At 61.5% G+C, this 26,635-nt stretch carries 20 protein-coding genes; 4 read left to right on the top strand and 16 right to left on the bottom strand.

The window, feature by feature from the left end; genetic code table 11:
- Positions 1-7 precede the first annotated feature (7 nt).
- From E4633_RS01100 to E4633_RS01080, 5 genes are all read right to left on the bottom strand, one after another.
- Positions 8-2,908: an ATP-binding protein gene (locus E4633_RS01100; RefSeq protein ID WP_135868438.1), complete on the bottom strand. Its 2,901-nt coding sequence runs from the start codon at positions 2,906-2,908 to the stop codon at positions 8-10.
- A gap of 146 nt (positions 2,909-3,054) precedes the next feature.
- Positions 3,055-4,779 carry an acyl-CoA carboxylase subunit beta gene (locus E4633_RS01095; RefSeq protein ID WP_135868437.1) on the bottom strand — a complete coding sequence of 575 codons (1,725 nt, stop codon included), beginning with the start codon at positions 4,777-4,779 and terminating at the stop codon, positions 3,055-3,057.
- A gap of 615 nt (positions 4,780-5,394) precedes the next feature.
- Positions 5,395-6,675 carry a (Fe-S)-binding protein gene (locus E4633_RS01090; protein ID WP_135868436.1) on the bottom strand — a complete coding sequence of 427 codons (1,281 nt, stop codon included), beginning with the start codon at positions 6,673-6,675 and terminating at the stop codon, positions 5,395-5,397.
- Positions 6,676-6,791: 116 nt separating this feature from the next.
- Positions 6,792-8,168 carry an FAD-binding oxidoreductase gene (locus E4633_RS01085; RefSeq protein ID WP_135868435.1) on the bottom strand — a complete coding sequence of 459 codons (1,377 nt, stop codon included), beginning with the start codon at positions 8,166-8,168 and terminating at the stop codon, positions 6,792-6,794.
- Between the two features lie 68 nt (positions 8,169-8,236).
- Positions 8,237-9,517 (bottom strand): lactate racemase domain-containing protein, encoded by a 1,281-nt coding sequence (locus E4633_RS01080; RefSeq protein ID WP_135868434.1) that lies wholly within the window; start codon positions 9,515-9,517, stop codon positions 8,237-8,239.
- Between the two features lie 441 nt (positions 9,518-9,958).
- Between E4633_RS01080 and E4633_RS01075 the strand changes: the two genes are divergently transcribed.
- Positions 9,959-12,001 carry a sodium-translocating pyrophosphatase gene (locus tag E4633_RS01075; protein WP_135868433.1) on the top strand — a complete coding sequence of 681 codons (2,043 nt, stop codon included), beginning with the start codon at positions 9,959-9,961 and terminating at the stop codon, positions 11,999-12,001.
- Between the two features lie 450 nt (positions 12,002-12,451).
- Here the strand turns inward: E4633_RS01075 and glgA are convergent, their stop codons facing one another.
- The 4 genes from glgA to clpB all read right to left on the bottom strand — a co-directional run bounded on the left by glgA (position 12,452) and on the right by clpB (position 19,022).
- Positions 12,452-14,014 (bottom strand): glycogen synthase GlgA, encoded by a 1,563-nt coding sequence (gene glgA, locus E4633_RS01070; RefSeq protein WP_135868432.1) that lies wholly within the window; start codon positions 14,012-14,014, stop codon positions 12,452-12,454.
- 88 nt (positions 14,015-14,102) lie between these two features.
- Complete coding sequence (locus E4633_RS01065; protein ID WP_135868431.1) at positions 14,103-15,362, bottom strand: M48 family metallopeptidase; 1,260 nt, start codon at positions 15,360-15,362, stop codon at positions 14,103-14,105.
- A gap of 102 nt (positions 15,363-15,464) precedes the next feature.
- On the bottom strand, positions 15,465-16,313 hold the full coding sequence (locus tag E4633_RS01060; protein ID WP_135868430.1) for a DNA-binding protein: 849 nt from the start codon (positions 16,311-16,313) through the stop codon (positions 15,465-15,467).
- A 114-nt stretch (positions 16,314-16,427) separates the two neighbouring features.
- Entirely contained in the window at positions 16,428-19,022 is a 2,595-nt protein-coding gene (clpB, locus tag E4633_RS01055) for an ATP-dependent chaperone ClpB (RefSeq protein WP_135868429.1), read from the bottom strand.
- A 240-nt stretch (positions 19,023-19,262) separates the two neighbouring features.
- Here clpB and E4633_RS01050 point away from each other — a divergent pair, with 240 nt between their 5' ends.
- Positions 19,263-19,829 (top strand): hypothetical protein, encoded by a 567-nt coding sequence (locus E4633_RS01050; protein ID WP_135868428.1) that lies wholly within the window; start codon positions 19,263-19,265, stop codon positions 19,827-19,829.
- Positions 19,830-20,022: 193 nt separating this feature from the next.
- Here E4633_RS01050 and E4633_RS01045 read toward each other — a convergent pair whose 3' ends face one another.
- Positions 20,023-21,096, bottom strand: a complete 1,074-nt coding sequence (locus E4633_RS01045) for a branched-chain amino acid aminotransferase (RefSeq protein ID WP_135868427.1) — start codon at positions 21,094-21,096, stop codon at positions 20,023-20,025.
- A 214-nt stretch (positions 21,097-21,310) separates the two neighbouring features.
- Between E4633_RS01045 and rpoH the strand changes: the two genes are divergently transcribed.
- Positions 21,311-22,165, top strand: coding sequence for an RNA polymerase sigma factor RpoH (rpoH, locus tag E4633_RS01040; protein ID WP_135868426.1), 855 nt, complete (start codon positions 21,311-21,313; stop codon positions 22,163-22,165).
- A gap of 52 nt (positions 22,166-22,217) precedes the next feature.
- Here the strand turns inward: rpoH and E4633_RS01035 are convergent, their stop codons facing one another.
- The 5 genes from E4633_RS01035 to E4633_RS01015 all read right to left on the bottom strand — a co-directional run bounded on the left by E4633_RS01035 (position 22,218) and on the right by E4633_RS01015 (position 25,582).
- Positions 22,218-23,237, bottom strand: a complete 1,020-nt coding sequence (locus tag E4633_RS01035; protein WP_135868425.1) for a peptidylprolyl isomerase — start codon at positions 23,235-23,237, stop codon at positions 22,218-22,220.
- 233 nt (positions 23,238-23,470) lie between these two features.
- Positions 23,471-24,088 (bottom strand): glycerol-3-phosphate 1-O-acyltransferase PlsY, encoded by a 618-nt coding sequence (gene plsY / locus E4633_RS01030; protein ID WP_198419365.1) that lies wholly within the window; start codon positions 24,086-24,088, stop codon positions 23,471-23,473.
- A 64-nt stretch (positions 24,089-24,152) separates the two neighbouring features.
- Positions 24,153-24,572, bottom strand: a complete 420-nt coding sequence (locus E4633_RS01025; protein WP_135868423.1) for a MauE/DoxX family redox-associated membrane protein — start codon at positions 24,570-24,572, stop codon at positions 24,153-24,155.
- Complete coding sequence (locus E4633_RS01020) at positions 24,569-25,072, bottom strand: rhodanese-like domain-containing protein (protein ID WP_246037856.1); 504 nt, start codon at positions 25,070-25,072, stop codon at positions 24,569-24,571. The genes E4633_RS01025 and E4633_RS01020 overlap by 4 nt, the downstream gene beginning before the upstream one ends.
- 75 nt (positions 25,073-25,147) lie before the next feature.
- Complete coding sequence (locus E4633_RS01015) at positions 25,148-25,582, bottom strand: UPF0158 family protein (RefSeq protein WP_135868422.1); 435 nt, start codon at positions 25,580-25,582, stop codon at positions 25,148-25,150.
- Positions 25,583-25,683: 101 nt separating this feature from the next.
- On the opposite strand from E4633_RS01015, the gene E4633_RS01010 reads away from it, so the two are divergent.
- On the top strand, positions 25,684-26,397 hold the full coding sequence (locus tag E4633_RS01010) for a UDP-2,3-diacylglucosamine diphosphatase (RefSeq protein WP_135868421.1): 714 nt from the start codon (positions 25,684-25,686) through the stop codon (positions 26,395-26,397).
- On the opposite strand, the gene E4633_RS01005 is transcribed toward E4633_RS01010, so the two are convergent.
- A complete protein-coding gene (locus E4633_RS01005; protein WP_135869550.1) occupies positions 26,394-26,630 on the bottom strand; it encodes a CxxCxxCC domain-containing protein in 237 nt (78 codons plus the stop codon). The genes E4633_RS01010 and E4633_RS01005 overlap by 4 nt on opposite strands.
- Between the last annotated feature and the right edge of the window lie 5 nt (positions 26,631-26,635).

Below are 26,635 nucleotides of genomic sequence, written 5' to 3'. Positions count from 1 at the left end.
CGACCCCCTAGAGTACCGCCTTCAGGTACTCGGAGGTGAGGGTGCGCTTCTCTTTCTCGAGCGCGTTCACATCGACCTCGACGAACTTCTCGTCCGGGGTGACCTTGAAGAGCGGCTGCCCCTTGGAGACGATGGTGCCGTCGCCGGAGGTGACCAGGATCTTGTCGATGGTTCCCGAGAAGGGTGCGTATACCTTGTTGAACATCTTCATGACCTCGATGATGTAGAGCGCTTGCCCCTTCTCGAAGTGCATACCCTCGGCGACGAATGCCGGCATCCCCGGGGCCTCCTGCGCGTAGTACATGCCGCCGCAGGCTGCGACGATCTCGTCCGCCTTGGTGGCCGGCGGCGGAACCAGCACCTTCTTCATGCGGGCCTGCAGGTCGGTATCGTTCAGGTACTCGGGGATGGTGATCTCGAGGTCCTCCTCGACGCGCAGGTCCCAGAACTTGGTGTTCTGGCCGACGAGGAAGAGCATGCCCAGAAGCTCCAGGCCCGCCTCGTAGCCGAAGTGGGCGGAACGGATCTGCTGCCAGGTATCCGCGTCGAAGCCCCCCTGCGGCTCCTCCTTGTTGACGATCTCGTTCAGGGTGAAGTACTCGTCACGAGCGAGACCGAAGTTTTCGCGCAGCGTTCTCGAGAAGCGCAGCGCCTGCTGCAGCAGTTCGTTGTCGTGGCTCCAGATGATCTCCGCCGCAGGCTTGTGCGGACGGTGGTTCATGTGCAGGTACTCGTAGGTCTCGTTCAGAACACCTACCGGATTCCTAAGCCAAACAACCTTGCCGTTGTCGATCCTGAAGTTCTTGGTGTTGATCGACAGCCAGCCGGAAAGGAGGTGCGGGTCGCCGAGCAGTCGCTCGATGGGGCGGATGATCAGGGTCCCCTTGCGGTCCAGAAGCGCTGACATGTTCTTCGATTCTTTTGCCGCAACCTCGGGCTGGTCGGCATAGGCGTCGGCCACCATCTTCGCGTAGTGCTTCTTCATCTGCAGGAAGGCGTAGACCGGATCGAGCTTGTTCGCCTCCTCCTTCAGGGTGCCGACCAGGGTGAGGTACGGGACCACGAAGCGGGTGGTCGGCTTCGCCATCACGTTCCGGCCGAGGAACCAGTTCACCAGGCCGTAGTGAAACTCGAGGTTCGTTGCGAGGTCGGAGCCGCGCAGCGTGGTGGCGCGCAGCACCTCGGACATCTTGTCGTAGCTTGCCTTTCTGTCATCGCCGGTGGTGAGCAAGAGGGCGATGTTGGAGTCGTAGGCGCCGGCTACCTTGTACTTCATGAAGATGCCGGTATCCGGGTTCAGCATGCTGATACCCTGGTCGTCGCGGATCTCACCCTCGATCGGCTTGGACCAGTAACGGATCATCCCACCTGCGTGCGGAGAGAGGGAGGCGTCGGTGGCGTTAAGGCGTGCCTCGACGGCGGCGTTCATGCGGACGAAACGCTGCGGTTTAGGCACCCGCTTCTTGTGGCGTGCGAGGAGCGCCATCGCCTCGACGAGGCTTTCGACCACGAAGAAGTCGTTGGCGTCGTCCGGGTTTACGAACTTGAGCGCGTAGCAGAGTTCGGTGACGCGGTGCTCAACCTGGATCCTCGTGTTGACCTCCATGAAGTAGTGGCGGTCGCGGTCGACGATGCACTCGAAGGTGGAGGCGGAGTCAAGCCCTACCGCCTTACCGAAGCGCTCGGATTCCTCTTCCATTCGCTTAAGGACCTTGAGGTCGCTTTCGAGCGCCTTCACCTCGGCCTTGCGGCCTGCGGCCTTCGCTTCCTCGATGGCGGCCATGAGCCCTTCCTGGGTCACCGAAACCTCGAGGAGTTTCTGCTCGTGCATCTGCAGGGAGCAGTCACGGCCGCCAAGGGCGATGCACCAGTCGCCGTTGCCCAGCAGCTGGATCTCGTTGTGCCTCGTCTGCTCGATGTTGAGCTCGACGAGGACGTTCTTGTTGTCGCCTATGCCGTTGGCCTTGACCTCGTTCAGGATCTCGCGCACGAGACCCGGGGCGTCGGCTGCCGCCTTGGCGATGTCCGCGTCGGATGCGTTCTTCTTGGTGAGAAGCGCCGCGCCGAGGAGGCGCTGCCCTTTACCGCCGCCGCCGCCGATCGCCTTCAGGCGGACGCGGGACTGCGGGTGCTTCTTCAGCATCGCGGCGCATTCCGCCTCGACCTGTGCGCAGAGCTCCTCGATGGAGAAGAGGTCGACGCCCCTGGCGTAGGAGGCGTACAGGATGTGGTCCGCCAGGTCCTCCAGGGAGAGCTTCTCGTCGGCGAGGACCTTTTGGTCGCACTGGAGCCCGTCGGAGTTCGCGAGCGCGAGGAGTTTTTCGCGGGTGCCGTGCTTCTTCACCAGGGTGCGGGCGGTGACGTTGTCGATACCCGGGGTGACCGAGACGTTGACCGAGAGTGCGGTTCTTTTCGCCTCGTCCTTCTTGCCGGCGCCGGTCTGGGTGGCGGCGCAGGGGCCGATGAAGTTGAGGCCTGCCTTCTCGATGGCGCCGACGAACTCGTCGTCCTCGGCCATGAAGCCGTAGCCTGCGAAGATGGAGTCATAGCCGTTGTCGATGGCGATGTTGATGATCTGGTGGATGCGCTCGACGCGCTCCTCCTTGCTGGCGCCGGTGTAGTCGGGCACGCGGTGCACGCGCTTGGAGTCGGTCAGGGTGCGCAGCTCGGGGGCCAGGGCGTTCGGGTAAACGATCGAGTCCTTCTCGGAGAGGAGGATGCCGTAGTGGGTGATGCCCATCTCCTGGTAGACGTCCATCGCCTCTTTCCGGATCGGGCCGCGGCAGACGATGAGCGGCTTCAGGTCCTCGCAGGAGAAGGAGCGGATCCACGCGGACTGCGAGAGGCCGAGTCGGCGGTCCCGGTGGATCATCGGGTTCGTAGTGTATTTTTCGGACGTGTGTGCCATCGATTTCATCTCCGTTACGTTATATGTCGCCGTCGAGGGGCGCACTCCCTGCATGGCGGCCGTTCCCTGAGCGGCGAAACCTGCGGGCATACCGGGAGCCGTGCTCCCACCCTGAGCAATTCCAATTCCCAAGTCAGTAGTGGCCATTAGTGGAACTCCCTCTGTACGCCCTGCATCGGGCCGGCTTTGTAGTGGCGCAGGAAGAAGTTGATGTTCTCACCGAGCACCTTCCTCAGGTCGGTCGGCATGACCAGCGAGGAGATGGAGCCCAGGGATAGCGCCTCTTTCGGGTTCATCAGTTCCTTCTCGTAACGGGAGTTGAGAAGGGCCTCCTCGGTCTTCAGCCATTCAGCGGCTTCCTTCTCTGCGTCCGCCTTGGCGGCTTCCGGTTTGACACCGGCGTCGATCCTCTCCTGGGTGCCGCGCTTGACGCGCTCGATCACGGCGTTTCTCACCTTCCTCAGTTCGTCCTTGTAGACGAACTCCTTGCCGGCCGGGCCCATAACGGCGAGGCGGGTGGTGGGGAGGGCGAGGACCAGGTCGGCGCCGGTCGGGTAGTTGTTGTAGGAGGCGTAGGCGCCGCCGTAGGCGTTCCTGAGGATCAAGAGGATGCGCGGGGTGCGGATGTCGACGATGGAGTCGAGCATGGCGCGCCCGGCCTGCACGATGCCGCGCGCTTCCTGCTCGCGGCCGGGGAGGAAGCCGGTGGTGTCCTCCATGAAGATCATCGGGATGTTGTAGATGTTGCAGAAGCGGTTGAAGCGGGCGATCTTGTAGGCCGCGTCGCAGTCGATCTGGCCGGAGTCGACGGCCGAGTTGTTGGCGACGAAGCCGACCACGTTGCCGCCCAGGCGGCCGAAGGCGGTGACGACGTTCCTTGCGCGGTCGCGCTGCATCTCGAAGTAGTCGCCGTGGTCGCAGATCTGCTGGATGATGATGGAGACGTCGAACGGCGTGTTGAAGCCGGTCGGGGAGTTGAAGGCCTTCTTCAGCAGGGTGTTGATCTCCCAGGTCTTTCTGTCCAGCGGGTCGCTGGTCTCCTGGTAGGGGGCCATCACCGAGTTGTTGTCCGGGAGGTAGTTGAGGAGCATGATCGCGGTCCTGAGCGCTCCCACCTCGTCCTCAACGGTGAGGTCGGCGACGCCGGACTGGCCGTGCACCTTGGGGCCGCCGAGATCCTCAGGCGTTACGTCCTCGCCGAGGACGCTCTTGACGACGCCCGGGCCGGTAAGGCCGAAGAAGGTGTCCTTCGGCTGGATCACGAAGCTCCCCTGGCGCGGCAGGTAGGAACCGCCGCCGGCGTTGAAGCCGAACATGCACATGATGGAGGGAACCACGCCCGAGATCTTCCTGAGCGCGGTGAAGGCCTCAGCGTAGCCGTCGAGGCCGCCGACGCCGGCGGGAACGAAGGCGCCCGCGGAGTCGTTCATGCCGATGACCGGGATCCCCTTCTCGCCTGCCATGTAGAAAAGACGGGCCAGCTTGTTGCCGTTGGTCGCGTCCATGGAGCCGGCGCGGACCGTGAAGTCGTGGCCGTACACGGCGACGTCGCGGCCGTGGATGTTGAGGATGCCGGTGACGAGCGAAGCGCCGTCCAAGTTCTTGCCCCAGTTCTGGAACAGGATGTTCGGCTCCTCCTCGGTGAGGACGCGGATCCTCTCCCAAACCGTCATACGTTTTTTAAAGTGCTGTTTCTCGATCTGGTCGATGCTCACCGACTTGATGGGGCGCTGGATCAGGTCGTAACCTGCCTGCATCGCCTCCTCATAGCCGCCCGTGGCACGGGAAATCTCGCCAGGGATATTGAATTCAACCTTCTCCGCTACGTCAAACGGGTTTTTCAGTGAGGGCTTGGTTATTTTATTCGACATTGGTGGCATCCTTCCTGGCGTTGTGATTTTGCATCTGTTTCGGGGGTGCAGCGCAGCTCATCTACTTCCTCCTGGTTTGATATTAAAAAAGTGTTGCACTTTGGTTCGTCAGTTATCGAAAACGTCAACCTCCGGGCGGTAAGGGAGGCTCTTATCGTGGCCGCCCGTTTTAGGCTGCCTGAAACCGCCGGCTGGGATGCGGCGGTCGCCGTCCTTCGTGCGGGGGCGGGGCCTGGGGCACGATCCGGAGGCTAATGCTGCGGTATTGGTGGCTTTTGGTAAATCAGAAGGGGTGGTGCGGCGGAGAAAGGTACTGTCGGTCGGGCCGGTGTAACGTCCTTTTCACGTATCGTGCAGCATTCGAAATTTCATTTTAACTAAAAGAGCATTCGGGCTGATGGAACCTGGCCTGGGTGCGCCGGAACAGCTAATGAGGCGTAGTAAAACGAACTATTGTTTTACTTTTTAGGCGCGTACCCTTCATAAGGTTTTGCTGTAAAAAAGTCAATAAGAAAAAGCGTGTATACGGCCAAAGTGCTGGAAATACGGTGGTTATAGGGAGAGTAAAAAATTAGGAGGGGGAGGAGCGGAGGAAAAGCTGACAGGGGGTGCCTGTCAGCTCCTGATTTTGCGCGCTAAAAGCTCGACGGTATGTAATACCCTCGTTTTATCTCCGGCTTGTTTCAGGCCGTCGGAGAGTTGCATGATGCATCCGGGGCAACCGGTTACCACGGCGTCGGCGCCGGTATCGATGATGGCCGCACTCTTGCCGGCGTTTATGTCGAGCGAGCTCTCGTAGTGGTAGACGTTGAAGGTCCCGCCCAGGCCGCAGCAGCGGTCCGCACCCTCCATCTCGACCAGTTCCAGTCCCGGTGTTTCTTTCAAAAGGGCGCGCGGCTGTTTGGCGATCCCTGCGGTCCTGTGATGGCAGGGGTCGTGATAGGTGATGCGCATCCCCTCCGCGGCGCCGGTCTCCTCGGGGTGCAACCCGAGTTTCTGCAGCAAGACGGCGGCGTCGACGGTCCGGTCCGCGAGTGCCTGCAGGCGTTCCTTCAGTTCCGGGTTTCTCTTCCCGATCACCAGAGGATAGAGCTTGTGCAGCGCCCCGCCGCAGGTGGCGCAGGCGGTCATCACGTAGTCCGCCGGGTACTTCTCCAGCGCCGCCAGGTTTTGTTCGGCCAGTTCGCGCACCGTGTTGAGGTCGCCGCCGGACATGCCGGGGAGGCCGCAGCACTGCTGCCCCTGCGGGATTATGACCGTGCACCCCAGATGCCGGAACAGGGCGAGGGTCGCCTCACCGATCTCGGTGTAGACGAAGTTGGTCATGCACCCTACGAAGAAGACGATGGTCGGTTTACCCGGCTCCCCCTTGATCACCTCGGGGTGGCGTTTCATAAACGGCTTTTTGGCGATCTGCGGGACGTGGCGGCTGCCGCCGAGAAACGGTATCGGGAAGCGGAGCCTGAGGCCCGAGGTAGAGGGGACCTTCCTGAAGAAGACAGGGCCGAGCACCGCGGCGGCGAGCGCGCCGAAGTTCATCAGCTTGCGGTTTCTGATCACCTGTCCAACCGCCTTATGGAAGGTGGTGAGGCCGCGGCGTTGCGCGAGCGCCTCTCTTGCCGCGATGACGATCTCGTCGGTCGGAACCTGGTTCGGGCACTTGTCGACGCAACTGCCGCACAGAAGGCATTTGGACATCGCCGCATAGGTGCCGTCGTCGAGCGTGATGTCGCCTTTCGCCAGGTGCTGTGCTAGCGCCACCTTGCCGCGCGCCGTAGCCGGTTCGCGCTGGAAGGTGCTGAAGGCGGGGCAGTTGGCGCGGCAGGCGCCGCACTTCACGCATTTCTTCATGTCTTGAGCTACCCGCTCGAGCGGGTCGGTTTGCTTCTTGGTCATGCTGGGGTCTCGCTTGTAGTAGTCAATGGGAACTATATGACTTATGGGAGGCTTGGGAATTATGGGGGCTCCGCATCGTCAATTGTCCATTCTCAATTGTCAATTCGTCTTTCGCCTTACGGCAGCATCTTGCCCGGGTTCAGGATGTTGTTCGGGTCCAGGGCGCTCTTTATCGCCTTCATGGCCGTTATCTGCTCGGCGTTCAGCTCCATCGGTATGTAGGGCTGCTTCGCAAGCCCCACGCCGTGCTCGCCGGACATGGTGCCGCCCAGGTCGAGCGCCGCCTGGAACACTTCCTTGATCGCCTCGTGCGCCTTCTCAAGCTGACCCGGCACGCTCTTGTCGATCATGATGTTCACATGGATGTTGCCGTCGCCGGCGTGCCCGAAGTTGACGATCGGGATGTCGTAGCGCTTTTGGATCACCTCGATGCGCCGGATCACGTCGGGCACCTTGCTCCTCGGCACCACGATGTCCTCGTTGAACTTGTCCGGGTTCACGTCGCGCAACGACGGGGAGACCAGGCGGCGCACCTTCCAAAGCTCCTCGCTCTCGGCGGCATCCTTCGCCACCCTGAACTGCACGAGCCCCAGGGGTTCGATCAGCTTGTGGATCTCTCCGGCCTGCTTTTCGATCAGGTCGCGGTCACCGTCCACTTCGATCAGGAGTACGGCACGCGCGCTGTCGGGCATGCCGAGGTTGAAGCGGCGCTCGACACAGGTTAGTGTCGGGTGGTCCATGAATTCCAGCGTGGTCGGGATGATCTTGTTCTTGATGATCGTTGAAACGGCGCGCGCCGCACCGTCGATGGAGTCGAAAACGGTGAGCATGGTCTTCTTGGCATCGGGGTAGGGGAGGAGCTTGAAGATGATCTTGGTGATCACCCCGAGCGTCCCCTCTGAGCCACACAGAAGCTTGGTCAGGTCGTAACCGACGACACCCTTCACCGTCTCGCCCCCGGTCCGGATGATCGCGCCGGTCGGGAGTACCACCTCGAGACCCATCACGAAATCCTTGGTGACGCCGTACTTGACCGCGCGCGGGCCGCCGGCGCACTCTGCGACGTTTCCGCCGAGGGTGGAGAACTTGAGCGATGCGGGGTCGGGCGGGTAGAAAAGACCTAGCTTCTCGACCGCCATCTGGAATGTCTCGGTGACGACACCAGGCTCTACCTCGGCCACCAGGTTGTCGGTGTCGATCCTGAGGATGCGGTTCATCCTCGTCGTGACGAGGACGATTCCGCCTCCCTTGGGGAGGGCTCCGCCGGTGAAGCCGCTGCCGGCGCCGCGCGGGAAGACTGGGAGCTTCACCTCGTTGGCGAGCTTAAGGATCCTGGATACCTGCTCGGCGCTGTCCGGGTGCACCACGGCGTCCGGAAGAAATTCCATCTGGGTCGCATCGTAGCCGTAGCAGATGAGGTCCTGGGTTCCGGTGGCGATGTTCTCTGCACCGACGATATCGGTCAATTGCTTCAATACGCTTGCGTCTAGCATTCAAGATTTCCTTTCGTTCATAGCTCCTCCCCGCTGTAGCGTGGAAGCCTAGAGGGGGATTTCGTATTCTAAATGTTCAGGACCGGCAGTACCGTTCCCCCTGCCGGGATCACGTACGCCTTGAATTGTTCCGGGAGCATTGGGCGTGCGACGTCCAGCGCCGCATCCAGCGTCGCCGCCGGGACCATCCCCATGGTGCGCACCTCTTCATCGGGCAGTACGGAGACAAGCACGATGCGGAAGCGTTCCGCCTTCTCCTTCACCGACCAGGCCGTCTGTCCGTTGATCTCGTAGCGTTTCCTGAGGGCGGACTCCAGCTCGGTGCATGTTTCGTAGCCGAACCAATTGAAAAAAGTGGCGTTGCCGTAGCCGTCGCGGCACTCGGCCAAAAGGATCATGACCCCACCGGGCTTCAGCGCTCGGCTTGCGTATGCCATCGACTTGTGGGCCTGGATCAGGTTGATGTCCTTGGGAAAGCCGCCGCAGGAAACCACCACGAGGTCCGCTTGTTGAGCGATGGGGGCCGAGAAGGTCTCGGCGTAGAAACGGCATCCGGCGCCATGGGCCTCGCGCCAGTCTCCGGCGAAGGCGGCGATGATCTCCTTGTCGCCTCCCAGCACGGTGTTGAGGATGAAGCTCGGAGGCCGCATCGCGCAAGCCTCGAGCATCGCCTCGTGCACCGGATTCCCCTCCAGGTTTCCGGTCACGGCTTTGGGATGCCGGCCGCTTCCCTCTTCCGGGTTCAAGACCGAGAAGTGGCTCGCCATGCAGCTTTTACGGCTGGATACGCCGGGAAGCATGCTCTTGCGGCCGCCACCAAACCCGGCGAAGTAGTGAAAAGTAACGGCGCCGGTCAGGATGAGCCGGTCCGCTTCGGCAACGCGCCGGTTGATCTCGACGGGAACGCCGCGCGAGGTGTCGCCCAGGTACACGAGCTCGCCGGGGTCGTCGCAATCGTGGTCGGTGACCTGGATCCGGCCGTAGAGCCCGCCGACGATCCTCCTGTGCTCCGCCGCGGTCTGCTTGCGGTGAATCCCGAGTGCGACGACGATCTCGATGTCGCGGTCCCTGATTCCGGCGGCGTTCAGTCTGGAGACAAGCAAGGGGAGGTAGATATCGCTTCCGGTGGGGCGTGTGACGTCTGAGGTGACGATCACCACCCTCTCGCCGGGGGCGAAGCCCGCCAGGATCCCGGCGCAGCCGTCAAGCGCGCGCTCGACCAGTTCGGCCGGCGTTCCCTCTGGGGTGCAGGGGCGGGGGCGCAGCACGGAAAGGACGTGTTCCGGCGCAAGATGCAAAGGATAGCTGTGATCGCCGCATTTAAGATCAAGCATCGGGTTATGATACATATTCGACCTCCGTTAAGCAACTGTTTACGGGATCCGGTTCTTGGATAAGAAATTGAAGTGACTGGCATAGATGCCGTCATGCCGGTCGGCTGGTAGAGGGGGGGACATGATCGTCGCCCCGACAGTACCAACATGCTATCAAGCTCGTGTGTGGCAGATACCTTTTGTCTGTCGGCAAGGAGAGGTGTGTGTGAATGACCTCTTGCCACTTGAGTGACGACGCCAGCCTTGCATCAATTAGAGGTTCAGCCGGAGCGAGCTGCGGTGCGGTCGACACAAAGTATACGTCATGAAGATGAGTGTATTCCAAGAAATCGCCTGCAGCGGTATGAATTAGATTGACAAAATAGTGCATTTTCGATAACAATCACGCGTTTTTGTCACCGTATTTAGAAGGCACGCCTTTTCTTGAGGCATATCTAAATAGGAGGAATTTTTTCAATGGAACAGTATGCAGTAGTCTTCGCCCTGGTCTGTGCCGCGGCGGCAGTCGCCTACGGCCTGATCTCGGCCCAGTGGATCCTGGGGCTTCCCCAGGGCAACGAGCGGATGAAGCAGATCGCTTCCGCGATCCAGGAAGGCGCCGGCGCCTACATGAAACGTCAGTACACCATCATCGCGGTGGTGGGTGTCGCCATGTTCGTGGCCCTCTTCGCCTCCCTCGGCTGGATGACCGCAGTCGGCTTCCTGGTCGGCGCAGTGTTTTCCGGCCTCACCGGCTTCATCGGGATGTTCGTCTCGGTGCGCGCCAACGTTAGGACCACCGAGGCTGCCAAGTCCGGCATCCACAAGGCTCTCAACGTTGCCTTCAAAGGCGGCGCCATCACCGGCATGCTCGTTGTTGGTCTGGGCCTTCTGGGCGTTGCCGGCTACTACATGTTCCTTCAGCAGGTTATGCCGGGCGCACCGGTCAAGGACGTCGTCAGCCAGCTGGTCGGCCTCGGCTTCGGCGGCTCGCTGATCTCCATCTTCGCCCGTCTGGGCGGCGGTATCTTCACCAAGGGCGCTGATGTCGGCGCCGACCTCGTGGGCAAGGTTGAAGCCGGCATCCCCGAGGACGATCCGCGCAACCCGGCCGTCATCGCTGACAACGTGGGCGACAACGTCGGCGACTGCGCCGGCATGGCCGCGGACCTCTTCGAGACCTACGCCGTCACCCTGATCGCCGCCATGCTCCTTGGCGCCATCACCTTCACTAACTCCGGCGCGGTAAGCTACCCGCTGATCCTGGGCGGCATCTCCATCATCGCCTCCATCATCGGCACCTACTTCGTGAAGCTCGGCGCTTCCGGCAAGATCATGGGCGCCCTCTACAAGGGGCTCATCGCTTCCGGCGTGATCGCCTGCATCGCCTTCTACTTCGTCACCGTGCAGATGTTCCCGCAGGGTCTCGCCGAGGCAAACGGTACGGTCATCTCCGCAACCAACATCTTCATCTCCGCAATCGTCGGTCTGGTCGTCACCGGTGCCATCTTCTGGATCACCGAGTACTACACCTCGACCGAGTACGCCCCGGTCAAGCACATCGCCGAGGCATCCAAGACCGGTCACGCCACTAACATCATCGCCGGTCTCGGCATCTCCATGAAGGCGACCGCACTGCCGGTCATCGTCATCTCCGCGGGCATCATCGTCGCGGCCAACTGCGCGGGCGTGTACGGCATCGCCATCGCAGCAGTTTCCATGCTCTCCCTTACCGGCATCGTCGTCGCCATGGACGCTTACGGCCCGATCACCGACAACGCAGGCGGCATCGCTGAGATGGCTGAACTGGACGACTCCGTCCGCGCCGTCACCGACCCGCTCGACGCGGTCGGCAACACCACCAAAGCGGTCACCAAGGGCTACGCCATCGGCTCCGCAGGTCTGGCCGCCATCATCCTGTTCACCTCCTACGTTCAGGAGCTGACCATCGCGGACAAGAGCTTCTCCCTCTCCGATCCGAAGATCATCGTCGGTCTCTTCATCGGCGGCATGCTCCCGTACTACTTCGCCGCTATGTGCATGGAAGCGGTCGGTAAGGCGGGCGGCGCGGTCGTCGACGAAGTCCGTCGCCAGTTCCGCACCATCAAAGGAATCATGGAAGGCACCGGCAAGCCGGACTACGCTGCCTGCGTAGACATCGTGACCAAGACCGCTCTCAAAGAGATGGTCATCCCGGGCCTCATCCCGATCCTCGCCCCGATCGTCGTCGGCTTCACCCTTGGTCCCAAGGCTCTGGGCGGCGTGATCGTCGGTTCCATCGTCACCGGTATCTTCGTGGCCATCTCCATGACCACCGGCGGCGGCGCATGGGACAACGCGAAGAAATACATCGAGGACGGCTACCACGGCGGCAAGGGTAGCGATGCCCACAAGGCTGCCGTTACCGGCGATACCGTCGGCGACCCGTACAAGGACACCGCCGGCCCGGCGGTCAACCCGATGATCAAGATCATCAACATCGTCTCGCTGCTCATCGTTCCGCTTCTGAACAAGATGTAGCACCGGCTTTTGCTGAAGTGAAAAAGGCGTCCCGGATTTCCGGGGCGCCTTTTTTTTCATTGTGCCGCGATTTTTCCTCGCCGCAGCGGCGTGGGAGGGGAAACGCCTGGTTGGCTGCGTCGTGTGTGGTGAGTAGTGTTGTTTTTGCCGAAATAACACTATTTTCGTTGGAACAGCGCTATTTACGGCGAAATAGTGTTGTTTGGAGAGAAATAGCGCTATTTCTGGTGAAATAAGCTTATTTCATGCAAAATAGTGCTATTCTCCCGGGAATAAGCTTGTTTTCTAGAAAATAGTCTTATTTCTCCAGGAATAAGCTTATTTCGCAGGGAATAGTGCTATTTCATCCGGAATAGCGTTGTCCGCCTTTGCATGTGAGATATTTTGTGGGAGGGACATGTTGGGTGGGGGTGTAGCCGGGCTGTAACGGCTAAGTGTTCTGCTCGAGTGTCACGCCTGCGGCTGGAACCGTCCCGTACTATCCTCTGGGACTCTCCTCTTCTGACGACTCCGATCCTGCAGCACCTGCTGGAAGCCTTCCTCGCCAAGCTTTCTCTGCATCCCTTCCAGGTACAAGTGCTCGTATTTCTGCGCTGCCTCCTCCCAGGTGAACCGCTTCGCCATCGCGTTTTGCCGCAACGCCCTGATCCCCTCCGGGTCGTGGTACCAGGTGTGCACTGCCCAGCCGACCGTGTCGAACAGCGCTCCCGCGTCAAGGTTCCAGAACTTGAAGCCGTCGCCGGTACGCTGGGCGGCGTCGAAGTTGTCGACCGAGTCATCCAAGCCGCCAGTCGCGCGCACGATGGGAAGGGTGCCGTAGCGCATGCTGTACATCTGGTTCAGCCCGCACGGCTCGAACGCCGAGGGCATCAGGAAGAAGTCGCACCCCGCCTCGATCCTGTGGGCAAGAGCGTTGTCGTAGCCGATGCGACAGGAAAAGCGATCGCCACGTTTTGCCGCCATTTCACCGAAATAAAAGTGCGCCCACGGCTCCCCGGCGCCTAAAAGAACCAGCTGGATGTCGAGGTCGAGAAGTCGCGGCAAGGCCTCGGCCAGAACATCGATCCCCTTCTGCTTCACCAGGCGCGATACCATGCCGATGAGCGGGACGTCTTCGCGCTCCGGAAGCCCTAGTGAGCGCTGCAGCTCCCGCTTGCACACCTTTTTGCCGCTCATGTCCGAGGCGCTGTAGTTGGCCGGAAGCAGTCGGTCGGCTTCGGGGTTCCACTCGCCGTAATCGACACCGTTCAGGATGCCGGAGAGCACGTTGGAACGCTCACGCACCACGTCCTCCAGCCCCCAGCCGTACGCCTCGGTCTGGATCTCCCTGGCGTATCCTTCGCTCACCGTGTTAAGGAGCGTCGCGTGGTAAATCCCTCCCTTGAGGAGGTTCACCTGGTTTTCCTTCTCCAGCTCGAGGAAGTTGAAGTGCTCCCAGCCTATGCCGAGGACGTCCATGGCTCCCTCGTAGAAGCTCCCCTGGTGCTGCATGTTGTGAATGGTGAGAAGCGAGGCGGCCTGAGCGAGGTGGAAGTCGTGGCGGTACCAGGTGTTCATGAGCACGGGGACGGCGGCGGTGTGCCAGTCATGGGCGTGGACGACATCCGGGGAGAAGTTGAGCATCTTGCAGATCTCAAGACCGGCCTTGGCGAGGAAGATGAAGCGGTTGTCGTTGTCGAGGTACCCCTCGTTGTCCCTTTCATACAGGGAGTCGCGTCCGTAGAAGCTTTCGTGTTCCAGAAAATAAATGGGAACCTGTGAACCCGGGAGTCGTCCCTCGTACACGCCACAGTACATGTTGCCGATGATCCCCATGGGGACCGTGAGGGTCCCCGGAAGCAGGCGAAGTCCGTAACGCTCCCGGTCAACCTTGTAGTAGCGCGGCATGACCACGCGCACGTCGTGTCCGCGCGCCGCCAGGTAACGGGGCAGGGCGCCGACCACGTCGGCAAGGCCCCCTTCCTTCGCAAAGGGGACGGCTTCGGATGCGGTGATCAGGATGTTCAGGCGCATGTAATCGGCTCCTGTTGCAGGTATCTTGACGGCTTAAGCCTTCCAAAAATACCAGAACGTGGAGTTGGGCGCAATGAAGTTGTGTTAATTATTCCGACGCCGTTTCCCGTTCCGCCGCGCGCAGTGCCGCCACTCGCGCCGCCGTCGGTGGGTGGCTGTAGTAGAACCACGCGTAGAACGGATGCGGATGCAGGTTGGAGAGGTTTTCCTTGGAGAGTTTGACGAGGGCCGAGGCGAGCGCACCCGGAGTGCCGGAAAGTGCGGTGGCGAAACGGTCCGCTTCCCACTCGTTGCGACGCGAAAGCCAGGCCCCTAGCGGAGTGAGCGGGAAGGAGACGAGCGAGAACAGAAAGCTCACCATGAGGATCTGCGCCATGAAGGACGCCTCGCCAAGCCTAAAGAGCGCGGGAAGCCCGCCCCAGCCGAGCATCTGGTGCACCAGGAAAAATAGTGCGAGCGCCCCTGCCTCCATGAGCACCAGGCGCTTCCAGATGTGCCCCTTTTTCCAGTGTCCGGCCTCGTGCGCAAGGATGGCGAGCACCTCGGGGCGGTCCATCTGATCGAGGAGCGTGTCGTACAGCACGATCCTTTTCACCCTGCCGATGCCGGTGAAGTAGGCGTTGGAGTGAAGGCTGCGGCGCGAGGCGTCCATCTGCTGGACGTCCTTCACGCGCAGACCGGTTCTCTCGAGCATCCTCCTGATCTCCTCGGCAAGCTCCTCGTCTTTGAGCGGCTCGAACTTCGAGAAGAGCGGCTCGATGAGGTACGGCGAGATGTAGATCATCGTGATGGAAAAGAGGGCGAAGAAGGCCCAGACCCAGAGCCACCAAAGATCGGGGGAGTGTTCGACGAGCAGGAGCGCCGCCGAAATGACGATGCCGGTAATGACCGCAGAGATGAGGGTGGATTTGAAGAAGTCGGAGAGCCAGATGCCAGCGGTGGTGGTGTTGAAGCCGAAGCTCCTCTCCAGCCGGAAGGTGCGGTAAAGCGAGAAGGGGATCTCGAGGACCTCCTGCACCAGGGTGAGCACCAGCATGAAGAGCACGCCGCGCAAAAGGAAGGAGCCTGTCAACGAACCGATCCAGGCGTCGTAGAGCGGCAGCAGCGGGGTGAACATGAAGAGCAGCAAAAATGCGCTGTCGAAGATGGATTCGATGAGCGCGAGCCTGCTCTGCGCGAAGGTGTAGCTAGACGATTTCGCCAGCGCGTCCGCATCGATCGCACCCTCGAACCCCACCGGGACCGTGGCACCGTAGCGCTTCAGGTGGCTCAGGTTCATAAAGCGCAGCAGGCATACCGCGGCGAAACGGCAGAAGTAGAGTGCTATCAATAGCGATGTGGTCGACATGGTCTGTATCCCTGTCCCGAGTCCCGGAAAGATTTTTGTGCACGATCAAAAAAGGCCCTCCGCGAAACGGAGGGCCTTTGCCGGTGCATGTAGCGATCGGCGTTACTTCATCACGATACCCTTCTCGATGATCGCGTTGTAGCGGTAGCCGCCGCCGAAGTCCTTGTCCTTGGCGAGGGTGCCGGTAACGGTGATGATATCGCCCTCTTCGGCGTTGTCGTTGGTGGTCACAACGAGATCGTTGGTTTTTTTGCTGTCGCTACCGGTGCCGTCCTGCAGGTGCACCCAGTTCCTGTTCATGATGGAGGCTGCGACCTTGACAACCTGGCCGCGGACCACCACCTGCTTGCCGTCGAGGGCGGCGCGCTTGGAGAAGATCTCCTCGACCGTGTAGGCGTTGGCGCCGTTTGCCTTTTCGACTTTGATCGTGTCGCCGGGGGCGGCCTTCTTAGCCTCCTTCTGGGCGGGCTTCGCCGGGGCGGTGGCGGCAACGTCCGGTGCGCTGCAGAACAGGATGGTGTCGAACTTGCGGTTCAGCGTCTTGCTCTGGAAGTTAGTCATCGGCATGCAGTTGTGGAAGGAGAGGTTCTCACCCACGCGGGTTTCGAGTACCGGATAGGCAACCCAGGTCTTGGTGCCGTTGGACTCGAGGTTGGCGTAGGTATACCCCCCGGAGTTCATGGTTTCGACGACCTTGCCGGCCGCGTTCGGGTTCGCTTCCGGGGTGCCCGGAGCAGGGGTTCCCGCCATCATCATGCTGTGCCCGCTCTTCTGCATGGACTTGCTGATGGCCTCGGCCTTCTTCGTCATTGCTTCAGACGCGCCGGGAGCGGTGGCTGCCTCTACTTTGGTATCCGCCTTTTCAGGCGCCTTGGGTGCGTCTGCACAGGTTCCCGCGACGGGCAGTGCCAGGGTTACAAGGACCGACATAATAGTTGAATAACGCTTCATTGAAAGACTCCCCGATCGAGATGCCGCGCAAGCGGCGCAAAACTGCAGCTTTGCGCCGCGTACCATAGCAGCTTCACCGTGAAATAGCAATTTGTTAGTTTTTGTTTAATGTATTCACAGTTGTCTGGTGATGTTCAGGCTGTCGCCACCAGGCGCCAGATCGACCCGGACCACGTCGCCGGGGCCGAATTTCCCTTCCAACAGCATGAGGGCCAGCGGGTCCTGGATCTTGCGCTGCAGGGCACGCTTCAGCGGGCGAGCGCCGTAGGCGGGATCGTACCCTTCGCGTGCCAGGAACTCCTTGGCCTGGTCGGTGACCTCGAGACCGATGCTCCGCTCCTCGAGTCGCCGGACGAGGGCGTTCAACTGGATCGAGACGATTTCCTTGATCCGCTCGAGTGGCAGGGCGTGATAGATGACGATTTCGTCCACCCGGTTCAGGAATTCGGGCTTGAAGGCTTCCCTGAGCGTCTCCATCACCTCGCTTTGCATCCTCGCGTAGTCGGTGGCGCCGTACTGCTGGATCCACTGCGACCCCAGGTTGCTGGTCATGATGATCACCGAGTTCTTGAAATCGACCGTCCTCCCCTGGCCGTCGGTGAGCCGCCCGTCGTCGAGGATCTGCAGGAAGACATTGAACACCTCCGGGTGGGCCTTCTCGATCTCATCGAAGAGCACGATGCAATATGGGCGCCGCCGCACCGCCTCGGTCAGCTGTCCCCCTTCTTCATAGCCCACGTATCCCGGCGGAGCGCCGATGAGACGGGCGACGGTGTGCTTCTCCTGGTATTCGCTCATGTCGATGCGCACGATGGCCTGGTCGTCGTCGAACAGAAACGATGCGAGCGCACGCGCCGTCTCGGTCTTGCCTACGCCGGTTGGACCCAGGAAGATGAAGGATCCGATGGGGCGGTTCGGGTCGGAGAGGCCGCTTCTCGCGCGGCGGACCGCGTTTGCCACGAGGGTGAGTGCCTCGTCCTGCCCGACGACCCTGCTTTTCAGGCGCTCTTCCATGCGTACGAGCTTCTCGCTTTCGGTTTCCAGCATGCGGTTCACCGGGATGCCGGTCCACTTGGCGACCACCTCGGCTACCATCTCGGCGTCGACCTCCTCGGGGAGCATCTTCCCTTCCTTCTGGATCGCCTCGAGGGTGAGCCGCTTGTCCTCCATCTCCTTCTCGATAGCCGGGATCTCGCCGTAGCGGATCTCCGCGGTGCGCGCGAGAAGCCCGTCGCGTTCAGCGCGTTTCGCCTCCTCGACCTTCTCCTCCCTGCGCTCCTTGAGGTTGCCCAGCTCCTTCAGGATGCTGGTTTCCCGCTGCCAGTGGTCATGCAGTTCGGCGGACTGCTCTTTGAGGGTACTGAGCTCCTCTTCCAGTTTTTTCAAGCGGTCCAGCGCCTTCGCGTCCTTCTCGCGGAGCATGGCCTGGCGCTCGATCTCCAACTGGATGACGCGGCGGTCGATCTCGTCGATTTCGGTCGGTTTGGAGTCGATCTCGATCCTGAGCCGGGACGCGGCCTCGTCGATGAGGTCGATTGCCTTGTCCGGGAGGAAGCGGTCCGTGATGTACCGGTCCGAGAGGGTCGCCGCTGCGATGAGCGCCGAGTCCTTGATGCGGATCTTGTGGTAGTTTTCGTATTTCTCCTTGAGGCCGCGCAGGATGGAGATGGTCTCCTCGACGCTCGGCTCCCCGGCGAACACCTGCTGGAAGCGGCGCTCGAGTGCCGCGTCCTTTTCGATGTGTTTCCGGTACTCGTTCAGCGTCGTGGCGCCGATGCAGTGCAGCTCGCCGCGGGCAAGGGCGGGCTTCAGCATGTTGGAGGCGTCCAGGGCGCCTTCGGCTGCTCCGGCACCGACCAGGGTATGCATCTCGTCTATGAAGAGGATGATCCTCCCCTCGGAGCGTGCCACCTCCTTGATGACCGCCTTCAGCCGCTCCTCGAACTCGCCGCGGTACTTGGCGCCCGCGATGAGAGCCCCCATGTCGAGCGCCATGATGACCTTGTCCTTCAGCGTCTCCGGGACGTCGCCGGAGACGATGCGCTGGGCGAGCCCCTCGGCGATGGCGGTCTTGCCGACGCCAGGCTCGCCGATCAGGACCGGGTTGTTCTTGGTCCGGCGCGACAGCACCTGGAGCACACGGCGGATCTCGTCATCGCGGCCGATCACCGGGTCGAGCTTCCCCTGGCGGGCCAGGTCGGTGAGGTCGCGGCAGTATTTTGCGAGTGCCTGGTATTTCTGCTCCGGGTCCTGCTCGTTGACCGCCTCGCCGCCGCGCAGTTCCTTGAGCGCGGCGAGTATGCCGTCGCGGGTCACCCCGTTCTGGCTTAAGAGCCTTCCGCTCGGGGTGTCCTTGGACGCGACCAGCGCCAGCAAAAGGTGTTCGGTCGAGACGAAGGCGTCGTGCATCCCGTCCGCTTCCTTCTGGGCCTGATCGAGGACGCGGTTCAAAGCGGCCGAGAGCCCGACCTGAGCGCCGCCGGTCACCTTCGGTAGGCGCTTGAGCACCTCGTCCACGCTCTCACGCAGGCGCGGCAGAGGAGCGCCGATCTTCTTGATGAGGTCGGGGACGAAGCCCCCTTCCTGGTCGATCAGGGCCAGCAGAAGGTGTTCGGCTTCTATGCCGGGAGCCGACATGGCGAGGGCGTTTTCGTGCGCCGTCGCGATCGCTTCCTGGGTCTTTACGGTCATTTTCTCGGGTCTAATCATGGGGTTGCCTCCTAAGTCTTAGAAGAAGATAGGGAGGGGAGTGTTGTGTGTCAAGGCAGGGCGCAGCTTTTAAGTGTCGTCGCGGCGGGGGCGCGAGGTGGCTCTACCCGTGGCAAGGCTTGTAGTGCGCGACAAGATATGGCATTATCCGGCGGGCGGTGGCAGCGTTTCAGCGGCACACCGCTGGCGCGCAATGGTTCGCACGGCTAATGACGCTGTGGTGCCTGCTGGGGAGATACGTTGGCAAAGTTCACGGGCAAAAATACGGGCAGGGAGGTCGAGGACGATCCGGAGACCGAGGCGGAGTTGCATGCGCACGCCGAGGACGATCTGGATGACGACCTGGACTGGGCTGCCGATGAAAATCTTTTCTACGGCGAGGATCCCGATGCCTCTTTCGACGAGGAACCGGACGACGCCGAGGAGTTGGTGTGGGACGCGGAAGAATTAGCCAAACCGGTCGTAGCCACTCCCGGATGTGCGGTCAGCTTCTTCGCGGACAACAAGCGTCACCACGGCATTTGTCTCGCGGTAATCGGTGACGAGGTGCTCCTGGAGCATAAAGACGCGACGCGCTGCTTCCTCTTCATCGCCAGAATAAAGGAGATCGTGCCGCGTCTTCGTCGTGGCGTGGTTTCCGCCACCATAACCGTCGACTCGCTCAAGCGGTGCCGTTACCGTTCCGTTCCGAAAAAATGGCTCCAGGAGATGATCCGGACCGGTCAGTCATGGAAGGGGCTCGAGGGCGCCGGCAAAACCGCACCGCCTCCCGGCGAGCTGCTGCACGGGCAGATGGACCTCTTCTGACCATTTCCCTCTCCCCTCGGGAGAGGGTGCCCAACGGGCGGGTGAGGGCATTGCCACGAAGTGAGGAGATTGCAGCTGCCGACGCCCTCACCCTGCCCTCTCCCGGCGGGAGAGGGGATGAGAGCTGAATAAAAAAAGGGGACAGGCTCCGTTTAAAGGTGCCTGTCCCCTTTTTGTCTGTTTGAGCTCGGCTCTATTTTACCTTGGTGATCCAGCCGAACTTGTCTTCTATCTTGCCGGTCTGGATGCCGGTGAGGGTGTCGTACAGTTTCTGGGTGTGCTTGCCGACGCCGCCGTTGCCGACCTGAACCGTCTCGTCTGCGTAGCACAGCGTCCCTACCGGGGTGACCACGGCGGCGGTGCCGCTGCCGAAGGCCTCGGTGACCTTGCCGCTCTTCAGGTCCTGCATGAGTTCGTTCACGTCGATCTTGCGCTCCTCGACCTTGAGCCCGAGGGATTTCGCGATGGTGATCACGGAGTCGCGGGTGATGCCGCGCAGGATGCTCCCCTCGAGCGGCGCGGTGACGATGGTGTCGCCGTAGGCGAAGAACATGTTCATCGAGCCTACTTCCTCGATGTAGCGCTTATGTACGCCGTCCAGCCAGAGCACCTGGTCGTAACCCTTCTTCTTCGCCTCGAGGCCCGCCTTGAGCGAGCTCGCGTAGTTGCCGCCGGTCTTCGCCTCGCCGGTGCCGCCGGGGGTGGCGCGGACGTACTTGTCCTCGACCATGATCTTGACCGGGTTGAAGCCGGCTGCATAGTAGGCGCCCACCGGGGAGAGGATGACGTAGAAGTAGTAGTGGTCCGAGGGCTTGATGCCGACGTGAGGCTCGACGGCGATCATGGCGGGACGGATGTAGAGCGAAGTACCTTCCGAGCCGGGAACCCAGGCGCTCTCGAGGGCGACCAACTGCTCGATCCCTTTTACGAAGAGTTCTTCCGGGATCTCAGGCATGCAGAGCCTTTCGGCGGAGTGGTTGAAGCGGCGGGCGTTCATCTCCGGGCGGAACAGGGCGATGGTGCCGTCTTCCCACTTGTAGGCCTTGAGCCCCTCGAAGATCTCCTGCGCGTAGTGTAAAACGAGCGCAGCCGGGTCAATCTGGAACGGCTCGTACTTCTTGATGCGCGCGTCGACCCATCCCTGACCCGCTTTCCACTCGACCAGCAGCATGTAATCGGTAAAGATCCTGCCGAAGCCGAGCTGCGACTCGTCGGTATACTTGGCCTTCTTCTCCCCCTCGCTAATCGGTACTATCCTGATCTCCATGTGGCAAAACCTCCGGTTTTTCGGCGCCAGGCGTCGCTTATTCGATCTTTTCGTTTACCACATTAGCGGCGGACCACGCAAGCAATTTAACCCCCGCAAATCGCCGGGCATCCCCTTGATTTTTTACCTACCCCTTGTTATATTGTTAGCGCTCACGAGTGGAGAGTGCTAACACGAGGCACGAAATAAGCAGCTCACAAGGGAGAGATGAACCATGACATACACCATGCCGGTACCTGTAGACAGCCTTACCCTGTACCTCGCGGAGATCAACCGCTTCCCGCTTCTGTCGGCGGACGAGGAGATGGATCTGGCCTGCCGGTTCCGCAACGAAGGCGACCTGGAGGCGGCCCACAGGCTGATCACCGCCAACCTGCGCTTCGTCGTGAAGATAGCCGGGGAGTACCGCTCCTACGGGATGAAGATGCTGGACCTGATCCAGGAAGGGAACATCGGCCTCATGATGGCCGTGCGTAAGTTCGATCCCTCCAAGGGGGTTCGCCTCATCTCCTACGCCGTCTGGTGGATCAGGGCCTATATCCAGAACCACATCATTTCCGCCTGGAGCCTGTTGAAGATCGGGACCACCCAGGCGCAGAGAAAGCTATTTTTCAAGCTGAACCAGGCCAAGCAGGCCATCGCCCAGATGACCGGCGAAGGTGACCTGCACGCGGTCGCCCTGTCCCTCGACGTGAAGGATTCCGAGGCCCAGGAGATGGAGCAGCGTCTGAGAGGGGAGCTCTCGCTCGACGTCGAGATGTTTGAAGGGGAGGGTGGTACCTTCCTGGAAAGCCTGCCGGACCAGCGCCAGAACCAGGAGGAGATGCTGGCCGAGCGGCAGGAGGCCACCATGCTCGAGCAGACGGTGGCAAGCGCCCTCGAGCACCTGAACGAGAAGGAGCGTTTCGTGATCGAGCAGCGCGTCGCCGCTGAGAACCCGATGACCCTCCAGGAGATCGCGGACCACTTCTCCATCTCCAGGGAGCGCGTGCGCCAGGTCGAGGAGGGTGCGCTCAAAAAGATGAAGCGTTTCCTGACCCCCTTGGTCGTGGAAGCGCAGGCGGCCTGAGCCGCTTCACATGCCGTTTCGTCGAAAAGGCGTCCCTTCCGGGACGCCTTTTTTATTGCCGGGTCACCCGCTCCACTCTCGCCCTGGCGCGCAGCTGAGCAACGTGCTCCGCCGCCAGTTTCATGGTCTTCTCCCGTTTCAACAGCTGGAAGATCTCTCCCCGCGCCTCGTCGTAGGTCTCGAGCCTTGGTGGGCGTTTTTCGGTCAGCTTCAGGATGTGGTAGCCGTATGACGTCTGGACGATGTTGCTGATCTCCCCGGGTTTCAGGGTGAAGGCCACCTGTTCGATGCGCGGGTTTGTGTCGCCGCGGCTGAAAAAACCGAGATCCCCGCCTCTAACCTTACTGGCGCAGTCGGACTGCAGCTGTGCGATGATCCCGAAATTCTCACCTTGGCGCACCCGCTGCAGCAGCTGTTCCGCCTTCTCCATGGCCTCTTTTTTGTCGCGCTCGCCGCACGGTTCCTTCACCGCAACGAGGATCTGGCTCGCCCTGACGGAGCTTCCCGTCTTGAACTTCTCCCTGTTTTCCTCGTAGAAACTCAGGGCCTCGTCCTCGCTCACGCTGACTTTCTGCCCGAACCTGGTGTCCACGAAATCGCTCACCACCAGCTCTTTTCTTACCTCCTGCTGCAAGATCGGGAGGCTAAGCCCTGCCTCGTCGAGGCTTCTGGCAAAGGCGTCGTCGCTCGGGAGCCTGTTGCGGTACTGCTCTATGCGCTGCGCCACGAGCTCGTCCAGGTTTTTCACCGGACTCTTCCTGGCCTCCTGGTAGAGGAGTTCCGCCGCTATCAGTTGCTCCAGCGCCTCGCGTCTTAACAGGCGAATCTCTTCGGGGCCGGTCGGCTGCACGGGACCTCTCCGGTCCAGGAGCAACTGCAGGCGGCGCTGCACCGAGCCCCGGGTGATCACCGAACCGTTCACCTTCTGAATCGGCTCGTTCGGCGCACCTTCAGGCGCAAGCAGCGAGGCCGCCTCGCCGTGCTCTTCGCGGGAGGCGTCGCACGCGCTAAGGGCGAGCGAAAAAAAGGACGCGATGATCGCGGCGCGCATCGTCCTGTTGCTGAAAAACATCACTCCTCCACGCAGATCTTTCTTGACCTGTCGTGGAGAGCAAGACGCGTACCGCGGGCGGTGGTGTGTTGAGAATGGACGTGATTACCGCAGGTTAGCGCGGTGTTGTTGCAGAGGAGGTGTGCGCCGGTGCGGCGAAAGACGCTTTTTAGGCGAAATGACCCATTTGGTGTGCAATGGGGTTTGCTGGTTTTCCCGCGAAGAGTGCGGGAATGCGCAGGGGGAACGGAAGGTCAGGCCTTGAACTTGTTCTCGGTGCCGGCACGCAGCCTTGCGATGTTCTCGTGGTGCTTGAGGATCACGATGACCGCGATGACGAACGCCATGACGATCACTTCCCGGGGCGTGCAGGTCGCCCAGGCGAGGACGGGGATGACCGCCGCGGCGCTGATGGAGGCAAGCGACACGTAGCGCCACTTGTAAAGGACTGCGGCGAAAACGAGGATGCCGAAGAGGACGGCGAGGGGGGCGGTGCCGAGCAGGACGCCGAGTGCCGTCGCCACGCCTTTGCCACCCTTGAAGCCGAGAAAGACGGTGTAGACGTGGCCGAGAAAGGCGGCGAGGCCAATGCCGGCGATCCAGACGGGGGGAAGCCCGAGCGCCTTGGCGGCCAATACCGGGACGAGCCCCTTCAGGCAGTCGCCGAGGAGGGTCATGATGCCGAGTTTCTTGCCTGCGGTGCGGTAGACGTTGGTTGCCCCGATGTTGCCGCTGCCGCATTCTCTTATGTTGATGCCCATGCTCCGGGCCAGGAGCAGACCGGTCGGTACCGATCCGAGCAGGTACGCGCCGATGAGGAGCATTATCTCGTTCAAAACGTTCTCCTGAAGCTTAATGAAACAACGCGGCATCCTACAGGATTTCAGTGAAAACTGCAAGCGGCGGGGGAAAAGCTTACGCGCTGGCAAAGAAAAACTAACCGGCGCGGAGCCGCTCGTAGCGCAGCACGGCGGCGGTCATGGCGAGGAAGACGGCGTCCCGGGCGAGGGCAAGCCACGGCGTGGTCTTTTCGCCCCCCTGGCGGAAACAGCCGCAGTCGATGTCCAGGCCACGCACGATGGCGGAGGCGAGGGCGACCATGAAGACGAGGTTCAGCGCGCCGATGATCAGGGCGCCGGTCCTGACCCGGATGCCGAGCACCAGGAGCACTCCGCAGATCAGTTCGAGGAAGGGGAGCACCGCCGCGGCCACGTAGTTCCAGAAATAGGGGAGGATGCGGTAGGCTGCCACGCTCCCGGCGAAGGCGACCGGATCGACGATCTTCGGGACTGCGGCGTAGATGAAGACGCCGCCCAGGGCGATGCGGAGCACCATCACGAAGTCGATGCGTTTCATGATGCCCCTCCCGCGGTCGGGTAGCCGGCATCGCGCCACTCGGGAAGCCCCCCCTCGAAGACGAAGACCTGGCGGTAGCCGGCCTTGATCAGGATTTTCCCGAGCTCCATGCTGTCGTGGCAGGAAAAACCGTTGCAGTAGGCGATGATGATCGTGTCGGGGGTGACGTTCTTCGGCAGGGGAGGCTTTTTCCTGTCGGCGACGGCAAGGGGAAGGGAGAGGGCCCCGCTGATGTGTTCCTTGACGAAGCTGTCGGCGTTGCGCGCGTCGACGAGCACGGCCTGCCCGGAGTCGTGCAACTCCTTTGCCTGGGCAAGCCCAACCGGCATGGGGACCGCCTCGGCGGCCTGGGCCGGCTGTGCGACGACGGCGGCTTTGGAGATCTCGCCGCGCCAGGCGTCGGTGAGCAGGGTTTTGTTCCTGGCAACGCCGATGAGGGCGGCGAGCAAAACCACGAGGGCGATTTCTGATAGGGGATGGATCGAGCGCATTCTCATCATGGCCTATTGCATCCGTGGGGCGTTGAGTACCTGAGAGATGTTACGCAAAAGAGGGGTGTTGGTCAACGGTAACGCTTACAGTCGCTCCGGCGGGTAGATGTCGTGCTCTTCGAGCCAGTTCGCCGCCCGGTCCGTCAGAAAGCTTTCCCTGATGGCATGGAAGCGCTCCTGCTCCTCCGGGTAGAAGGAGAGGATTTCGTTCAGCCTGCCGTGGGACTGCTTCCCGGTGAAGGCGCGTACCAGCATCCCCTTCAGCCCCTCGTTTTCGATCCCCTGGATGAAGGTGTGCACCAACTGGCGCTCCTGGCCGTAGTCGAAGGGGGGGATCTCGAGGAAACGGTCCTGCTGGGCGTCCACCTCCAGCCAGAACGCCTCGTCGTCATACTCGGTGGGGACCGAGAAGACCTCGCCGGTCTCGCGGTCCAGGAAAAATATCATGTCGGAGTCCACGTTCTCGAAGGCCTCCATCAGGTCCTCCCAGACGATCTCCAGGTTGCGCAGTGCGTGCATCGATACCTCTTGACGGCTTTTAGGTCACGGTCCGGGTCGCGGACATACCCCTAAGAACCTGTTCCCTTTACCAACTCGCTATTTTTGTATATATTGCGCCAATGCGCAAGATCTTCATCGCCGATGCCCACCTTAGAGCCCCGGAAGACGAGAACTACCGGACCATGCTCCGCTTCCTGGACACGCTCCCCGCCGACACGGACGCCCTCTACCTTCTGGGGGACATCTTCGAGTTCTGGATCGGGAACCCGCAGCCGGTCTACGGCCATTACCAGGACATCATCGACTGCCTGAAGAGGGTGAGGGCGCGCGGCGTGCGCATCGTCTACTTCGAAGGGAACCACGATTTCCATCTGGGAGACTTCTTCTCTGAGCAGCTGCAGGCGGAGGTGCATGCAGGCGGTGCCGAACTCACCATCGACGGACTCAGGGTCTGCCTGTGTCACGGCGACCAGATCAACCGCGCCGACTACCGTTACCGTCTCTTCCGGTTCGTGCTGCACAGCCCCCTGGTTCGTGCCCTCGTCCCCGTGTTCTCGCGCCGCCTCGCCGACCGGACCGCGGCGACCCTGTCGCGCCGTTCCAGCGGCAGGCACGCCGCACGCAAGGTACGCTGGGATTACCGCGCCATCCTGGAAAACTTCGCCCGCGGGCGTTTCGCCGCCGGGTGCGACGTCGTCATCACCGGGCATTTCCACCTTCCCATGGTCAAAGACGAGGGTGGGCGCCGGTTCGTGGCGCTCGGGGACTGGATCACCCATTACTCGTACGCGCAGCTCTTGGACGGCAACGTTACGCTGGAGCGATTCCGCTAGGAACGCTCCAGGCCAAAAAGCTCGAGGTAACGCGCCACCCGCTCCTCCAGGGTCGGCGCCGCCACGCTTTGGCAGATATCGTCGGGGCGATAGCCGCGGCATACCGCGGGGCGCTCGGCGTAGATGCCGCAGCGCTCCCCCTCTGCCAGGTGCAGGCACCGCTCGCCGACCTTCTTCCCTAGGGCGCTGATGTCAGGAGCGACACAGCAGGTCCCGCATCCCGTACATTCCATCATCA

This window comes from Geomonas terrae, from assembly GCF_004791675.1.
Classification (GTDB): Bacteria; Desulfobacterota; Desulfuromonadia; order Geobacterales; family Geobacteraceae; genus Geomonas; species Geomonas edaphica.
Note: the sequence above shows the minus strand (reverse complement) of the source record. Positions and strands in the feature narration are given on the sequence as shown.

Excerpts from the sequence above, each read along its gene's own strand:
- E4633_RS01100 (WP_135868438.1), bottom strand. The coding sequence starts at position 2,908 with ATGGCACACACGTCCGAAAAATACACTACGAACCCGATGATCCACCGG.
- E4633_RS01095 (WP_135868437.1), bottom strand. The coding sequence starts at position 4,779 with ATGTCGAATAAAATAACCAAGCCCTCACTGAAAAACCCGTTTGACGTA.
- E4633_RS01090 (WP_135868436.1), bottom strand. The coding sequence starts at position 6,675 with ATGACCAAGAAGCAAACCGACCCGCTCGAGCGGGTAGCTCAAGACATG.
- E4633_RS01085 (WP_135868435.1), bottom strand. The coding sequence starts at position 8,168 with ATGCTAGACGCAAGCGTATTGAAGCAATTGACCGATATCGTCGGTGCA.
- E4633_RS01080 (WP_135868434.1), bottom strand. The coding sequence starts at position 9,517 with ATGTATCATAACCCGATGCTTGATCTTAAATGCGGCGATCACAGCTAT.
- E4633_RS01075 (WP_135868433.1), top strand. The coding sequence starts at position 9,959 with ATGGAACAGTATGCAGTAGTCTTCGCCCTGGTCTGTGCCGCGGCGGCA.
- glgA (WP_135868432.1), bottom strand. The coding sequence starts at position 14,014 with ATGCGCCTGAACATCCTGATCACCGCATCCGAAGCCGTCCCCTTTGCG.
- E4633_RS01065 (WP_135868431.1), bottom strand. The coding sequence starts at position 15,362 with ATGTCGACCACATCGCTATTGATAGCACTCTACTTCTGCCGTTTCGCC.
- E4633_RS01060 (WP_135868430.1), bottom strand. The coding sequence starts at position 16,313 with ATGAAGCGTTATTCAACTATTATGTCGGTCCTTGTAACCCTGGCACTG.
- clpB (WP_135868429.1), bottom strand. The coding sequence starts at position 19,022 with ATGATTAGACCCGAGAAAATGACCGTAAAGACCCAGGAAGCGATCGCG.
- E4633_RS01045 (WP_135868427.1), bottom strand. The coding sequence starts at position 21,096 with ATGGAGATCAGGATAGTACCGATTAGCGAGGGGGAGAAGAAGGCCAAG.
- rpoH (WP_135868426.1), top strand. The coding sequence starts at position 21,311 with ATGACATACACCATGCCGGTACCTGTAGACAGCCTTACCCTGTACCTC.
- E4633_RS01035 (WP_135868425.1), bottom strand. The coding sequence starts at position 23,237 with ATGTTTTTCAGCAACAGGACGATGCGCGCCGCGATCATCGCGTCCTTT.
- plsY (WP_198419365.1), bottom strand. The coding sequence starts at position 24,088 with ATGCCGCGTTGTTTCATTAAGCTTCAGGAGAACGTTTTGAACGAGATA.
- E4633_RS01025 (WP_135868423.1), bottom strand. The coding sequence starts at position 24,572 with ATGAAACGCATCGACTTCGTGATGGTGCTCCGCATCGCCCTGGGCGGC.
- E4633_RS01020 (WP_246037856.1), bottom strand. The coding sequence starts at position 25,072 with ATGATGAGAATGCGCTCGATCCATCCCCTATCAGAAATCGCCCTCGTG.
- E4633_RS01015 (WP_135868422.1), bottom strand. The coding sequence starts at position 25,582 with ATGCACGCACTGCGCAACCTGGAGATCGTCTGGGAGGACCTGATGGAG.
- E4633_RS01010 (WP_135868421.1), top strand. The coding sequence starts at position 25,684 with ATGCGCAAGATCTTCATCGCCGATGCCCACCTTAGAGCCCCGGAAGAC.
- E4633_RS01005 (WP_135869550.1), bottom strand. The coding sequence starts at position 26,630 with ATGGAATGTACGGGATGCGGGACCTGCTGTGTCGCTCCTGACATCAGC.